General features: G+C 75.7%; 14 protein-coding genes. 4 read left to right on the top strand and 10 right to left on the bottom strand.

Annotated features, from left to right (window positions below):
- Positions 1–14: 14 nt before the first annotated feature.
- From ACI79O_RS04550 to ACI79O_RS04540, 3 genes are all read right to left on the bottom strand, one after another.
- The gene (locus ACI79O_RS04550) at positions 15–1,076 is read right to left on the bottom strand and encodes a CatB-related O-acetyltransferase (protein ID WP_456913470.1); all 1,062 of its coding nucleotides are present in this window, start codon (positions 1,074–1,076) and stop codon (positions 15–17) included.
- Between the two features lie 65 nt (positions 1,077–1,141).
- A complete protein-coding gene (locus tag ACI79O_RS04545; RefSeq protein ID WP_456913469.1) occupies positions 1,142–2,350 on the bottom strand; it encodes a fatty acid desaturase family protein in 1,209 nt (402 codons plus the stop codon).
- A 25-nt stretch (positions 2,351–2,375) separates the two neighbouring features.
- Positions 2,376–3,476, bottom strand: coding sequence for a ferredoxin reductase (locus tag ACI79O_RS04540; RefSeq protein ID WP_456886610.1), 1,101 nt, complete (start codon positions 3,474–3,476; stop codon positions 2,376–2,378).
- 105 nt (positions 3,477–3,581) lie between these two features.
- On the opposite strand from ACI79O_RS04540, the gene ACI79O_RS04535 reads away from it, so the two are divergent.
- Complete coding sequence (locus tag ACI79O_RS04535; RefSeq protein ID WP_456886611.1) at positions 3,582–4,763, top strand: PucR family transcriptional regulator; 1,182 nt, start codon at positions 3,582–3,584, stop codon at positions 4,761–4,763.
- Positions 4,764–4,778: 15 nt separating this feature from the next.
- On the opposite strand, the gene ACI79O_RS04530 is transcribed toward ACI79O_RS04535, so the two are convergent.
- Genes ACI79O_RS04530 through ACI79O_RS04520 form a run of 3 tightly spaced genes read right to left on the bottom strand, consistent with a single transcriptional unit; the run spans position 4,779 to position 7,002 of the window.
- Positions 4,779–5,366 carry a class I SAM-dependent methyltransferase gene (locus tag ACI79O_RS04530; protein ID WP_456913468.1) on the bottom strand — a complete coding sequence of 196 codons (588 nt, stop codon included), beginning with the start codon at positions 5,364–5,366 and terminating at the stop codon, positions 4,779–4,781.
- Positions 5,363–6,706 carry a DNA polymerase IV gene (locus ACI79O_RS04525; RefSeq protein ID WP_456913467.1) on the bottom strand — a complete coding sequence of 448 codons (1,344 nt, stop codon included), beginning with the start codon at positions 6,704–6,706 and terminating at the stop codon, positions 5,363–5,365. Before ACI79O_RS04525 ends, ACI79O_RS04530 begins: the two co-directional genes overlap by 4 nt.
- Positions 6,707–6,741: 35 nt before the next feature.
- Complete coding sequence (locus ACI79O_RS04520) at positions 6,742–7,002, bottom strand: hypothetical protein (protein ID WP_456913466.1); 261 nt, start codon at positions 7,000–7,002, stop codon at positions 6,742–6,744.
- 296 nt (positions 7,003–7,298) lie between these two features.
- Here ACI79O_RS04520 and ACI79O_RS04515 point away from each other — a divergent pair, with 296 nt between their 5' ends.
- Together ACI79O_RS04515 and ACI79O_RS04510 are read left to right on the top strand one after the other, a co-directional pair.
- Entirely contained in the window at positions 7,299–7,853 is a 555-nt protein-coding gene (locus ACI79O_RS04515; RefSeq protein ID WP_456913465.1) for an NfeD family protein, read from the top strand.
- Positions 7,850–9,409 carry a flotillin family protein gene (locus tag ACI79O_RS04510; RefSeq protein ID WP_456913464.1) on the top strand — a complete coding sequence of 520 codons (1,560 nt, stop codon included), beginning with the start codon at positions 7,850–7,852 and terminating at the stop codon, positions 9,407–9,409. The genes ACI79O_RS04515 and ACI79O_RS04510 overlap by 4 nt, the downstream gene beginning before the upstream one ends.
- Positions 9,410–9,444: 35 nt before the next feature.
- Here the strand turns inward: ACI79O_RS04510 and ACI79O_RS04505 are convergent, their stop codons facing one another.
- Both ACI79O_RS04505 and ACI79O_RS04500 read right to left on the bottom strand, forming a co-directional pair.
- Entirely contained in the window at positions 9,445–9,639 is a 195-nt protein-coding gene (locus ACI79O_RS04505) for a hypothetical protein (RefSeq protein ID WP_456913463.1), read from the bottom strand.
- 322 nt (positions 9,640–9,961) lie between these two features.
- Positions 9,962–11,668, bottom strand: a complete 1,707-nt coding sequence (locus tag ACI79O_RS04500; RefSeq protein WP_456913462.1) for a helicase — start codon at positions 11,666–11,668, stop codon at positions 9,962–9,964.
- 69 nt (positions 11,669–11,737) lie between these two features.
- On the opposite strand from ACI79O_RS04500, the gene ACI79O_RS04495 reads away from it, so the two are divergent.
- Positions 11,738–12,580: an alpha/beta fold hydrolase gene (locus tag ACI79O_RS04495; RefSeq protein WP_456913461.1), complete on the top strand. Its 843-nt coding sequence runs from the start codon at positions 11,738–11,740 to the stop codon at positions 12,578–12,580.
- 21 nt (positions 12,581–12,601) lie between these two features.
- Here ACI79O_RS04495 and ACI79O_RS04490 read toward each other — a convergent pair whose 3' ends face one another.
- Together ACI79O_RS04490 and ACI79O_RS04485 are read right to left on the bottom strand one after the other, a co-directional pair.
- Complete coding sequence (locus ACI79O_RS04490) at positions 12,602–13,027, bottom strand: TA system VapC family ribonuclease toxin (RefSeq protein WP_456913460.1); 426 nt, start codon at positions 13,025–13,027, stop codon at positions 12,602–12,604.
- Positions 13,027–13,251, bottom strand: coding sequence for a ribbon-helix-helix protein, CopG family (locus ACI79O_RS04485; RefSeq protein ID WP_456886628.1), 225 nt, complete (start codon positions 13,249–13,251; stop codon positions 13,027–13,029). The genes ACI79O_RS04490 and ACI79O_RS04485 overlap by 1 nt, the downstream gene beginning before the upstream one ends.
- Positions 13,252–13,290 lie beyond the last annotated feature (39 nt).

Genomic DNA, 13,290 nt, shown 5'->3' with positions numbered 1-13,290 from the left:
GCTCAGGGCGGCGCTCAGGCCTGCGACGGGGCCAGCGAGCCGGGGTCGAAGTGGTCGAGGAACTCGGCGACCGGGCGGCCGAACCAGCGGTGCGCGCCCTGCACCGCCACCTGCGGCCAGTCCCACCAGGCGACCCGCAGGAGGCGGTCGACGACGTCGTCGGGGAAGCGCCGGCGGATGACACGGGCGGGCACCCCGCCGACGACGGAGTAGGGCGGGACGTCGGCGTTGACCAGCGCCCGGGCCCCCACGATCGAGCCGGTGCCCACGGTGACGTCGCCGAGCAGCGTGGCGCCGTAGCCGATCCAGACGTCATCGCCGACCACGAGACGCTCGCCCGTGACGCCGGCCGGGGGCTCCTCGTAGGGCTCGTCGGGCACGAGGATCCCGATCGGGAAGGTGGAGGCGGTCTCGGGACGGTGCAGGCCGCGCTGGTCGAGCGGGACCTGCTCCCCCGCCGCGTCATACACCCGGCCGCCGGGCAGCACGATGCGGACGTCGTCGGCGATCGAGCAGTAGCCGCCGAGCTCCACCCGGTCCAGCGGCGTGAAGGTCTGCACCAGCGTCCGCTGGCCGGCGTAGGTGCCCGGACCGGCGACGACGCCGGGGCTGCCGCCGAAGGGCCGGCGCACCCGCTCGCGGAGGCTGCCGGCGCCCGCGCACCCGGTGACCGGCACGCCGTCGGCCACCGCGCGGCGCACGAGGTCCGGCACCGGGTCGGTCCCCTCGGCGTCCTCCGGGCCGCCCCACCGCTCCCGGAGCAGGCCGGTGGGCGCGGCGACGTGCGGCGCCGGGTCACCGGGTGCGGCGACGGCGACCCCGCCGTCGCGGGCGGCGGCCTCGGCGAGGGCGGTGACCGCCGTCGGGACGGCACACCCCTCGGTACCGCCGGCCCAGACGACGTCGCCGTCGGCCCGGTCGAGTCCCAGCAGCAGGGCGGTGGCGCGGCCGGCGCCCGGCGCCCGCACGACCTCGGCGCCCTCGACCAGGCGCAGGAAGGCGGCGACCTCGTGGCGGCCGGAGCTGTCGACGACCACCGTCTGGACGGTGTGCCCGGCGGCCTCCGCGGTGCCCACGGCGGCGACCAGCGCCTCCAGCGACGCCTCGACGGCCGGGACCCCCTCCTCGGCGGTCGGTCCGCTCAGGCGGCGGCCAGGGCGGCCTGCTCGCGGAGCAGCGGGCGGCGGACCTTGGGCTTGCCGGTGGTCATCTTCCACAGCTTGACCAGCTGCGAGGGCAGGTTGCGGGCCGTCGTGTTCTGCAGCCAGCCGTTGGGCAGCGACAGCCGGATGATCTTGTGCCAGGCCGAGCCGACCTGCTTCGGCAGCGGCGCGGTGTGGTAGTTCAGGCCGTACCGGTCGAACAGGTCGCGGATCTTCGGCGCGATCTCGGCGTACCGGTTGCTCGGCAGGTCGGGGAACAGGTGGTGCTCGATCTGGTGCGACAGGTTGCCGGTCATGACGTGCATGGCCTTCGAGCCGGAGATGTTGGCCGAGCCGAGCATCTGGCGCAGGTACCACTCGCCGCGGGTCTCGCCGTCGATCGACTTCTTCTCGAAGGTCTCGACGCCCTCGGGGAAGTGGCCGCACAGGATGACGGAGTTGGTCCACAGGTTGCGCACGGTGTTGGCGGTGAAGTTCGCGGCCAGCGTGGCCAGGAAGTTCGGGCCCGACAGCAGCGGGTGGACCAGGTAGTCCTTGCGCACCTGGCGGCCGATCTTGACCAACACCTGCTTCGCCCGCGCGCGGAACTCGGGGTCACCGGTCTGCTTCTTGGCGATGACCGCGCCGAGCTCGAGGTCGTAGGCCGCGATGCCGTACTCGAAGAAGCACGCGTTGACGAAGCTCCACAGCGGTTGGCCGAGGTACATCGGCGTCCAGGGCTGGTCCTCGTCGACGCGCATGATGCCGTAGCCGAGGTCGTTGTCCTTGCCGACGACGTTCGTGTACGTGTGGTGCAGCTCGTTGTGCGAGTGCTTCCACTGCTCGGCCGGGCTGGCCATGTCCCACTCCCACGTCGTGGAGTGGATCTTCGGGTCGCGCATCCAGTCCCACTGGCCGTGGAGGATGTTGTGCCCGATCTCCATGTTCTCGAGGATCTTGGCGATCGACAGGCCGATCGTCCCGGCGATCCAGGCAGGCGGGAAGCCCGAGGCCAGGAGCACGGCGCGGCTGCCGAGCTCGATCTTGCGGTGGACGTCGATGACCTTGCGGATGTAGCGCGCGTCGGACTCGCCGCGGCTGTCGATCACGCCCTGGCGGATCTCGTCGAGCTCCTTGCCGATGAGCTCGATGTCCTCGGGGGTGAGGTGCTCGATCGGGTTGTCGGCCTTCTTCTGCAGAACGGTCATGCGGTGCTCCTGGGGGTCGAGACGGTCAGTGGTCGAGGTCGCAGGCGCCGGCGGCGGCGCTGACGCAGGTCTGGACGAGGACGCCGTCGCCGGGGGCGGCGGTGGTGACCTCGCCGGTGCGCAGGTCGCGGACGGCGCCCTCGCGGAGCGGGAGCACGCAGCCGTAGCAGATGCCCATGCGGCAGCCGCTGGGCATGAGGACGCCGGCCTCCTCGGCGGCGTCGAGGATCGGGGTGGCACCGTCGGCCTCGAGCGAGGTGCCGTTCCTGGTGAAGGTCACCGTGCCGCCCTCACCGGTGACCAGCACCTTCGGGCGGAACCGCTCGGTGTACAGGCGGTCGGCGAGGCCGGCGGCGGCCCAGTGCTCCTCGAGCGCCTCCAGCATCCCGACCGGGCCGCAGGCCCAGGTGGAGCGCTCGGCGAGGTCGGGGACGAGGGCGGCGACCGCGGCGGCGTCGAGCATCCCGGCGGTGTCGGTGTGCTGCTCGACCAGCCGGATGCGGCCGGCCGCGGCCATGTCGCGCAGCTCGGCGCCGAAGACGACGTCGTCGGCGGTGGGCGCGGAGTGCACCAGGACGACGTCGGTGAGCTCGGGGTGGTTGCGCAGGATGCCCATGACGGGGGTGATGCCGGAACCGGCGGTGACGAACAGCGCCTTGGCCGGGTGCTGCTCGGGCAGGCAGAACTCGCCGGTGGCCTGGTCGAGCTGGACGATCGTGCCCGGCCGCGCGCGGCGCACGAGGTGGTTGCTCACCCGGCCGCCGGGGATGGCCTTGACCGTGACGGTGAAGCAGCCGTCGGCGCGGCCGAGGTCGGAGGTGATCGAGTACGCGCGCCACATGCGGACGCCGTCGACGTCGATGCCGATGCGGACGTACTGGCCGGGGCGGTGCGGCCGCCAGTCGGCGCCGGGGCGGATGACGACGGTGGCGGCGTCGCGGGTCTCGGGGAGGACCGCCTCGATGCGCCCTCGCAGGGCGGCGCCGGACCGCAGCGGGTCGACCAGGTCGAGGTAGTCGGCGGGCAGGAGCGGCGTGGTCACGAGCTCGGCGAGGCGGAGCGCGCGGTCGCGCAGCGCCCGCAGGCCCGGCCGGGCCGGGGAGGGGCGCGGAACGGTCGCGGTCATACCTCCACAGTTCCCTGCCGAACGTCTAACTACCTGTGCTCTGGACGTGAACGTGGCGCCGGATACTGTTCCGTGCGAACAACCGAGATCACGAGGAGGTCACGGGTGACACCCGACCAGGGCACGTTCGCGCCGGAGATCGCGGCGGCGATGGTCGCCGAGGTGCCGGCGGTGGCCGAGCGCACGGTCGCGGCGATCGTCGTCGAGGTGCCCAGCTACGCCGAGGCGTTCCGCGGGCCCATGGGACGCAAGATCGAGAACGCCGTCCAGCTCGCCCTCGCCGGCTTCCTGGAGCTGGCGACGTCGGCCGGCGGCGCGGACGCCAGCCGGCCCATCGACCCCGCGATCGAGGGCGCCTACTCCCTGGGCCGCGGCGAGGCGCGCACCGGACGGTCGATGGACGCGCTGCTGGCCGCCTACCGGGTGGGTGCCCGGGTGGCCTGGCGGCACCTGAGCGAGACGGCGGTGGCGGCGGGCATGCCCGCGGCGTCGCTGGCCCGCTTCGCCGGGCTGGTGTTCGCCTACATCGACCGGCTCTCGGCCGCCAGCGCATCGGGCCACGCCGACCACCTGGCCGCCAGCGGCCGCGAGCGGCGGCGGAACCTCGAGCGGCTGGCCGGCCTGCTGGTCGCCGGCGCGCCGCCCTACGAGCTGCTCGCCGCGGCGGAGCGGGCGGACTGGACCCCGCCGCGGACGCTGACCGCCGTCCTGCTGCCCGAGGCGGGCGCGCGCGATGCCATGGCGAACCTGGACGCGCGGACGCTGCAGGCCGGCGAGGACCTGCCCGGCGCCGAGCCGTCGACCGAGCGGGCCGTGCTGCTCGTGCCCGACGCCGAGGGCTTCGCGCGGGCCGGGCTGCTGACCTCGCTGAGCGGTCGCGGCGCCGTCGTCGGGCCGCCGCGGCCCTGGCAGGACGCGCGGTCGTCCTACACGCGGGCGCTGCGGGCGGTGCAGCTGGAGCTGCTGCCCGACGGCGACGGGGCGGTGGACACCGAGCTGCGGCTGGCCGACCTCGTGCTGCGCGCCGACGCCGAGGCGCTGGCCGACCTGCGCGCCCAGGTGCTCGCCCCACTGGACGGCCTGGGCCCCGGCCCGCGGGAGAAGCTGCTCGAGACCCTGCGCTCATGGCTGCTGCACCACGGCCGGCGCGAGCAGGTGGCCGCCGAGCTCTACGTGCACCCGCAGACGGTGCGCTACCGGATGGGGCAGCTGCGCGACCTCTACGGCAAGCGCCTCGACGACCCGCAGACGGTCCTCGAGCTGACCCTCGCGCTCGGCGCTCGCTGACAGAAGACCTGCCCGTCACCCGGGGCGCAGCACCGCGACCAGGAAGTCCGACTCGGCGGTGAACGGGTGCAGGTGCCAGCTCGACAGCAGCAGGTCGGGCTCCAGCCCCGCGGCGCGGGCGTCGGCGAGGAAGACGGCGAAGTCGTAGTCGCGCCCGGCGCCGAACCCGACGACGGCCCGCCCGCCCTCGGCCAGGTGCCCGCGGAACCGGCGCAGCACCTCGCCCCGGGTCGACGGCGCCAGGAAGGTCACCACGTTGCCCGCGCAGACGATCGCGTCGAACCGGTCGGGCAGGTCGAGCTCGGCGAGGTCGCCCACCAGCCAGCGCGGCCCCGGGTGGTCCTCCTCGGCCGCGGCGATGAGCACCGGGTCGACGTCGACCCCGACCACCGTGTGGCCCACCGACGCCAGGTGCCCGCCGACGCGGCCCGGGCCGCAGCCGGCGTCGAGCACCCGCGAGCCGCGGGGCAGCATCGCGTCGACCAGCCGGGCCTCGCCGACGAGGTCCATCCCGCCCGCGGCCAGGTCCCGGAACCGCTGCACGTACGCCGCCGAGTGGCCAGGATCGGCCGCGGTCATCCGCACCCAGGCGTTCTCCGTCACGGCTCCATCGTCGGTGCCCGCCAGTCCGGCGGGTCGCCCGGGTGCAGCGCGGGGTCGTCGGCGGCCAGCGTCCGCACCGGGCCCGGCGGGGTGAGCGGCCCCTCGAACCGCACGGTCACCCGGCCCAGCCCGCGTCCCCACACCCAGCCCGCGCCGAGCTCGTCGTGCACGACGTCCTGCCCCGGCCACCAGCGCCGGTCGGCCGGCGGCTCGGGTGCTGCCGGGCCCGACTCGGCGGCGTCCTCGGGCTCCTCCGTCCCCGCGCCGTCGGCGAACAGCTCGCCCTGCGCGTACTGCGACAGACCGGACACCCCGACGCCGAGCAGCCGCAGGCCGCCGCCGGTGCCGGCCTCGGCGAGCAGCCGCCGGGCGATCGCGGCGACCTGCCGGGCGTCGTCGGTGGGCTGGGGCAGTGTCTGCGAGCGGGTCGTGGTGGTGAAGTCGTAGCGGCGCAGCTTGACCGTCACCGTCCGCCCCGACAGCGCCGAGGCCCGCAGCCGCCCACCGACGCGGGCGGCCATCGCGTCGACCAGCCGGTTGAGCTGGGCCAGGTCGGTGAGGTCGCGCTCGAAGGTCTCCTCCTGCGAGACCGACTTGGCCTCCCGCTCGGCCACCACCGGCCGGTCGTCCTCGGCGCGCGCCAGCTGGTACAGCCCGGAGCCGTGCGCCCGGCCGGCCAGCGCCACGAGGTCGGGCAGCGACTTGGCCGCCAGCTGCGCCACCGTGCCGACGCCGACCTGGCGCAGCCGCTCCGCCGTCGCCGGGCCCACGCCGCCCAGCCGGGTCACCGGCAGCGGGTGCAGCACGTCGAGCTCGCGGCCGGGCGGGACGACGACGAGGCCGTCGGGCTTGTCCAGGTCGGAGGCGATCTTGGCCATGAGCTTGGAGCTGCCGATGCCGACCGAGCCGGTGACCCCGCCGGTGGCCGCGGCGATGCGCGCCTTGAGGTCGCGGGCCAGCGCCGTGACGCCGGCGACGGACAGGTCGTGGCCGGGGCCGGCGGCGAGGTCGACGTAGGCCTCGTCGATCGACACCTGCTCCACCAGCGGCGACAGCTCGCGCAGCAGGCCCATGACGACGTCGGAGGTCCGCCGGTAGGCGCCGAACCGGCCGCCGAGGAACGCCGTCCCGGGCGGGCAGCGGCGCCGCGCCTCCGCCGTCGACATCGCCGAGCGGGCCCCGTAGGCGCGCGCCTCGTAGGACGCCGTGGCGACGACGCCCCGCCCGCCGGTGCCCCCGACGACCACCGGCCGCCCGCGCAGCGAGGGCTTGTCCCGCTGCTCGACGGCGGCGAAGAACGCGTCGAGGTCGAGGTGCAGCACACTCGCCTCCCGCCGCACGCCCCCATTCTCCGACGCCGGGACGACGGGACGGGTCAGGCGGCCGGGAGCGGCACGAAACGCCGCAGCTTGCCCGACGGCGGCCGCGGGATCCGCTCGACGGCGGTGACGCCCACCTCCGGGTCGGGGACGCCGAGCCGGGCGAGCTCGCCGGCGACGGCCGCGGCGAGGGCGTCGCCGTCCAGCGGTCCGGTGGCGTGGACGGCGACCTCGGCCCCGCGCGGGGTCTGGCGCACCTGGTACCCGACGACCTCGCGCCTGCGGGACAACGGCGACCGGAAGAGGTGGGGGTGCACGCGCAGGGCGCCGTAGGTGAAGACGTCGTCGAGCCGGCCCTGGGGGTCCTCGATCCGCCGGTGGGTGCTGCCGCACGGGCAGTCGTGAGCGCGGCGAGCAGGACGACACCCACGACGGCGACCGCGACCACGCGCGCAGGCCAGCCGCGGCCAACCGACCCGCCCCGGCGCCGACGCCCGACCCGCGGCGGGCACCGTCCGGGTGAACCGGCACGGCGCCGTACCCGAACCGGTTGATCACCGCGCCGGTGGCTGTGAGGCTGCAGCTCCCGCCAGCCCGACCGGACAGGAGGACCGTGAGCGCCGTCGCCACCGCGTTCCTCGTCGTGGGCGGGCTCGGCGTCGCCCTGCTCGTGTTCTCCCTGGTCGTCGGGGAGATCGCCCACCTGGGGGCCGCGGACGCCGACGGTCCGGTGTCGCTGGAGGTGGTCGCCGCGCTGCTCGGCGGCGTGGGCTTCGGCGGCGCCGCGGCCACGGCCCTGGTGCCCGCGGACCTCTCGACGCCGGTCACGGTGCTCGTCGCGCTGCTGGTGGGCCTGGTCGCCGCCGTCCCGCTGGCGTGGGGCGCGCTGCGCCTCTCGCGCGCGCTCCGCGACATGCCCACCACCGAGACGCTGACCCGCGACCACCTGGCCGGCGCGCAGGGCGTCGTCGTGTCCCCGGTCCCGGCCGGCGGGTTCGGCGAGGTCCGGCTCACGCTGGCCGGCCAGGGCCTGAAGTACGCCGCCCGCAGCGACGCCCCGCTGCCGGCCGGCACCCCCGTCTACGTCGTCGAGGCGCTCAGCGAGACCGCCGTCCACGTCGTGTCGACCGCCCCCGACCCCCTCCCCGACCTCGGAGACCCCGCATGACCCTGTTGCTCGCCGTGGGCGGCCTCGTCGTCCTCGTCATCGTGCTCGTGCTGTTCGTGCTCAGCCGGATCAAGGTGGCCGGGCCCAACCAGGCCTTCATCGTCACCGGCCGACAGGGCCGGCAGGTCACCGACCCGGCCGGCGTCGTCTCGCGGGACAGCTCCGGCCAGAAGGTGGTCATGGGCGCCAGCGTCTTCGTCCTCCCGGTCGTGCAGAAGCTGCACACCATGGACCTGTCCAGCCGGCGGATCCCGGTGGGCATCCGGGGCGCGGTCTCCAAGCAGGGCGTCAAGTGCGACCTGGAGGGCGTGGCGATCGTCAAGGTCGGCGGCACCGAGGGCGCCATCCGGGCGGCCGCGCAGCGGTTCCTCAACCAGCAGCAGGGCATCGACACCTTCACCTCGGAGGTGCTCGCCGGTGCGCTGCGCTCGATCGTGGGCCGGCTGACGATCGAGGAGATCATCCGCGACCGCGCGGCCTTCGCCTCCGCCGTCGCCGAGGAGGCCGAGTCCTCGCTGACCGGCCAGGGCCTGGTGCTCGACACCTTCCAGCTGCAGGACATCCAGGCCGAGGGCACCTACCTCGCCGACCTCGGCCGTCCCGAGGCGGCGCGGGTGCTCAAGGAGGCGTCCATCGCCGAGGCCCGCGCCCGGCAGGCGGCGCAGCAGGAGCAGCTGCTCGCCGACGAGGCGATCGCGGTCGCGCAGCGGCAGCTGGCCCTGCGGCAGGCCGAGATCAGCGCCGAGACGGACGCGGCCAAGGCGAAGGCCGCCGCGGCCGGGCCGCTGGCCCAGGCCGCGCAGGACCAGGCGATCCTCAGCGAGCAGGAGAAGGTCGCCGTGCGCACCGCCGCCCTGACCGAGCGGCAGCTCGACACCCAGGTCCGCCGACCCGCCGACGCCCAGCGCTACAAGGTCGAGCAGGAGGCCGAGGCCCGCAAGAACGCCGCGATCCTCGCCGCTGACGCCGACCGGCAGGCGACGATCGCCAAGGCCCAGGCCGCGGCCGAGCAGGCCCGGCTCTCCGGTGAGGGCGAGCGGGCGCGCCGGTCGGCGCTCGCCGAGGCCGAGGCGGTCGAGGGCGCCAAGCGCGGTGAGGCCGAGAAGTCGCGCCGGCAGGCCGTCGCCGACGCCGTCGAGCGGGAGGGCGCCGCCGAGGCCGCCGCGATCCTCGCCCGCGGCCAGGCGGAGGCGACCGCGATGGACGCCCGCGCCGAGGCCTTCGAGCGGTACGGCGAGGCGGCCATCCTCGACCTGCTGGTGAAGGTGCTGCCCGACGTCGTCGGCGCGGCGTCGGCCCCGCTGTCGGCCGTGGACCGGATGACGGTCATCTCCGCCGACGGCGCGAGCGCGCTGAGCCGGTCGGTGGCGAGCAACGTGGCCCAGGGGCTGCAGCTGTCCGGCGACCTGACCGGCCTCGACGTCGGCGCGCTGCTGCGCCGCCTCGCGGGTGCGGCCGGCGCGGACGGTCGGACCGGGGAGGGCGTCAGCCGCATCCCGGTGACCTCCGCCGACGGCGACGGCAGCGCCGACGGGCACGGGCCGCGCACCCGCTGACGACGGTCGGCGCCGCCCGGCGCGCCCGTGGGCCGCTACGGCGCCTCGGCGGCCCGGTTCCCGCCGACGCCGTAGCGACGCCGCGCCCAGACGCGGAAGCCGAGCACGACGGCCAGGAGCACCGCGACGTTGACGACGGCGGCCTGCCAGCCCAGCGTGAGCAGACCGATCAGCGCCAGCAGCAGCAGCCACGGCAGCTCCCGGACGACTCCCGGACGACGGTGCGCCACACGGACCCGCCGAAGCGGCGCTGCACCCAGGCGGCGTTCGCCTGCTCCTCGCGGGCGCGGGCGGCTGCGTGGCGCTGCTGCCAGAGGGTGGGCTGTCCGGCGGACATCGACGGGCTCCTCGTGGGACGGAGTCCGGTCCAGCTCCCCCCAGCCGTCGGTCAGCCGGCCGGTTCGGACGATCCGGTGATCACCCTGCGACCGGGACGTCCGCGCGGCAACCGGACGGCGCCGCCGCCGCGTGGGGCCCGAGCGTGTGCGCCCGAGCCACGCTCCGGGCCGGGGACTGCGGCGCCGGCGCACCCGCTCGGTCGGGTGCCCGGGCTCAGCCGGCGTCGGTGAGCGCGGCCGGCGGCAGCCAGTCGGCGTCGAGCAGCTCGGCGATCTCCTGCAGCGACGACGTGTCCGCGCCCGCCGTCGACCCGCTGACCGCCAGCCGCTCGACCATGACCCGCGCCACCTGCTCCTCGACGGTGCCCTCGGCGAAGGCCACCCGCCATGGGGAGACCTGCCCGTCGCGGTGGGTGCGGCCGGTGACCTGGCGGGCCTGGATGCCGGAGAAGCGAGGCTGGTGGAACAGGCCGACCCGCGGCGTGGTCGACGCCGTCGTCCCGGCGGGCAGCAGCTCGCCGGCGTGCAGGCTGATCGACGCGGTCACGGTGAGCACGCACACCGGCGCGGCGCCGGTCTGGAACCGCAGCCGCTCGGCCTCGACGTCGAACCGGTCCCGGCCGTAGATGCTCGCCACCGGGATCCCGGCGTCGAGCAGCGCCTCGCGGATGGGGTCGGCGGCCGTCTCGACGAACTCCACCGACACCGCCACCTGCCGCTCGGCCTCCACCTGCGCCCGCACCCAGTCGACCGTGGCCTGCGCGCGGATCAGCCCCGCCTTCTGCCGGAACCGCAGCAGCGCCGCCCGCCCGCGCGCGCTCTGCCGGGCCCGCCGCGCCAGCTGCATCTCGGCCCGGAACTCCTGCCACTCCGACTCGTAGGCGCACCGCTCGGCCGGGGTCAGCGCCACCGGCGTCCCGGTCACCGACACCGGTCCCCACGGCGCCGGGCGGTGCAGCGTGGCCGGCGGGTCGGCGTCGGTGAGCCAGCCCTGCAGCCGGGCGAGGTCGGTGCGCCGCCGCTCGGCATCCTCGGTCCAGGCCCAGCCGTACCGGCCGCGTTCCACGTGGAACCCGTGCTCGGCGAGCTTCGCCGGCAGGTCCGCCCACGCGCGGAGCGGCTCACCGTGGACCTGGGCGAACTGCGGCGCCAGGTAGGGCAGCTCCAGCGGCGTGTGCGCGGGGGTGGCGGTGGCGGCGATGACGAAGGGGACGTCGGTGGCGCGGGCGCCGCCCGAGACCGCCTTCCAGTGCTTCCACCGCTGCGTCGTCGTGTGCCGGACCATGTGCGCCTCGTCGGCGATGACGACGTCGAACCGCAGCGTCGACACCTTCGCCAGCCGGTCCCAGGTGGTCACGCACCAGCGCAGGCCGCCGTCGCCGAAGCCGGCGATCGAGCGGGTCCAGTGCGGGATGGTGATCGCGGCCGGGCGGTCGGCGACGACGAGCACCCGCTCGCCGCCGCGCAGCTCGCAGATCTCGCGGGCGGCCATGACCGCGGTACCGGTCTTGCCGACGCCGGGGTCGTCGCCGAGCAGGAACACCCGGTGCCCGGCCGCGGCCGAGGCGACGACGGCCTCGGCGCCGGTGCACTGCTCCTCGCGCGGCACCAGGGGACGGGCTCCGGGCAGCGGTCGCGGCGTCGCGTTGAGCTCGTCCTCGAGGAAGCGCTCGAACGTGTACGGCGGCGGGTCGTAGGGCGCCAGCGCCGCGGGCAGGTCCGCGCCGACCCACACGTGCGCCTGCAGCCCGGCGTGCCAGGCGGCGCCCGGCGCGGGCGCCCGGAAGGGGACGGCGAGCACCCACACCCGCTCGCCCGGGCCCGCGGTGGGCAGGTCGGGCACCGCTGGCCGGCGGGCCGGCGTCCGCCGCTCGGTCGTCCGGCGCTTGGTCGTGGTGGCGGCGCGGCGCCGTCCGGGCATCGTGGGACCTCCCCCGTCGTCCCGGGCACGGTAGGTCGCCGGACGCCGGGCATCTGGTGGAATCGCCGGATGGGGCCGCAGTCTGACGAGGGGTTGGCGGCGCGCACCGTCGGGGAGTCCGGACCGCGGGTCGTCTTCGTGCACGGCCTGTTCGGCCAGGGCAAGAACTGGACGACGGCGGCGAAGGGGCTGGCCGACGGTCACCGGGTGACGCTGCTGGACCTGCCCAACCACGGGCACTCGCCGTGGACCGACCGGGTCGACTACGTGGACATGGCCGAGCTGGTCGCTGCGGAGCTGGCGTCGTTCGGTGAGCCGGTGACGCTGGTCGGGCACTCGATGGGCGGCAAGGTGGCGATGCAGCTGGCGCTGCGCCGACCGGAGCTGCTGCGCGCGCTGGTCGTCGTCGACGTCGCGCCCGTGGAGTACCCGGTCTCCGGCGGCCGGACCGACGATCCCGACGAGGAGGCGTCCCCGTTCGGCGCGTTCATCGCCGCGATGCGGGCGGTGGACCTCGGTGCGCTGCGCACCCGCGAGGACGCCGACCGGGCGCTGCGCGAGGCGGTGCCGAGCACGATGGTGCGGTCGTTCCTGCTGCAGAGCCTGGTCCGCGAGGGGGTCGGCTCGGCTCGCTGGCGGTGGCGGCTGAACCTGGAGACCCTCGAGCGCGACCTCGGCGAGCTGCGCGGCTTCCCCGACCCGCCGCCGGGCGCCACGTTCGACGGTCCGGTGCTGTGGATCGCGGGCGCGAAGAGCCACTACGTGCTCCCCGGGGACCGCGGGCGCATGGAGGAGATCTTCCCGCACACCCGGCTGGTGAAGGTCAAGCACGCCGGTCACTGGGTTCACTCCGAGCAGCCCGAGGTGTTCCTGCGGACCCTGCAGGCCTTCCTGGACGCCGTCGAGCGCTGAGCGCGTGGGCCGGACCGTGGCTCAGGCGAGCGGATCGACCCACCGGACGCCGGGGAAGCGGGCGAAGTCGGTGTCCGCCGTCGCCACCGCGAGGCCGTGCTCGATGGCCAGCGCGGCGAGCTGTGCGTCCGGGACGAGGTTGCCCGTGGCGCCGGTTCGACGCAGCAGGTCCCCGAGGATGCGGGCCGTGCGCTCGGTGGCGGCCGGGACCCAGACACCGTCGACCTCGAGCCACTCCGCGACGTAGGACCACGCCTCCTCGGCGGTCAGCGGCCGACGGGTCACCCGCGAGTGGGTCGCGATGCGGACGAAGGCCCCGATCGTCTGCCACGGCAGGCCCACGCGACCCGCGCCGTCGAGCGTCGTCTCCCACCAGGCGCGCGCCGCCTCGTGCTGTGGCGCGGCGGTGCTGACGGCGTAGAGCAGCAGGTTCGCGTCGACCAGCATCAGGTCGTGCCGTCGAGCAGGTCGAGGACGTCCCCGACGTTGCGGACGTCGACGGTGAACTCCAGCTCCGCGGTGCGCTGGCGGAACGGCCGGACGTCACGGCGCGGGACCAGGCCGGCGCGGACGAGGCGGTTGACCGCTTCGCTGACCCCCAGGCCCTCCTCGCGGCGCAGGCGCTCGATCGCTGCGGCGACGTCGTCGTCCAGGGTCACCGTGGTCCGCACCACCCGAGGCTACATCGTGATGCGCCCGCGTCCGCATCA

It is taken from the genome of Geodermatophilus sp. SYSU D00696, assembly GCF_054050235.1.
Note: the sequence above shows the minus strand (reverse complement) of the source record. Positions and strands in the feature narration are given on the sequence as shown.

Excerpts from the sequence above, each read along its gene's own strand:
- ACI79O_RS04545 (WP_456913469.1), bottom strand. The coding sequence starts at position 2,350 with ATGACCGTTCTGCAGAAGAAGGCCGACAACCCGATCGAGCACCTCACC.
- ACI79O_RS04540 (WP_456886610.1), bottom strand. The coding sequence starts at position 3,476 with ATGACCGCGACCGTTCCGCGCCCCTCCCCGGCCCGGCCGGGCCTGCGG.
- ACI79O_RS04510 (WP_456913464.1), top strand. The coding sequence starts at position 7,850 with ATGACCCTGTTGCTCGCCGTGGGCGGCCTCGTCGTCCTCGTCATCGTG.
- ACI79O_RS04500 (WP_456913462.1), bottom strand. The coding sequence starts at position 11,668 with ATGCCCGGACGGCGCCGCGCCGCCACCACGACCAAGCGCCGGACGACC.
- ACI79O_RS04495 (WP_456913461.1), top strand. The coding sequence starts at position 11,738 with ATGGGGCCGCAGTCTGACGAGGGGTTGGCGGCGCGCACCGTCGGGGAG.
- ACI79O_RS04490 (WP_456913460.1), bottom strand. The coding sequence starts at position 13,027 with ATGCTGGTCGACGCGAACCTGCTGCTCTACGCCGTCAGCACCGCCGCG.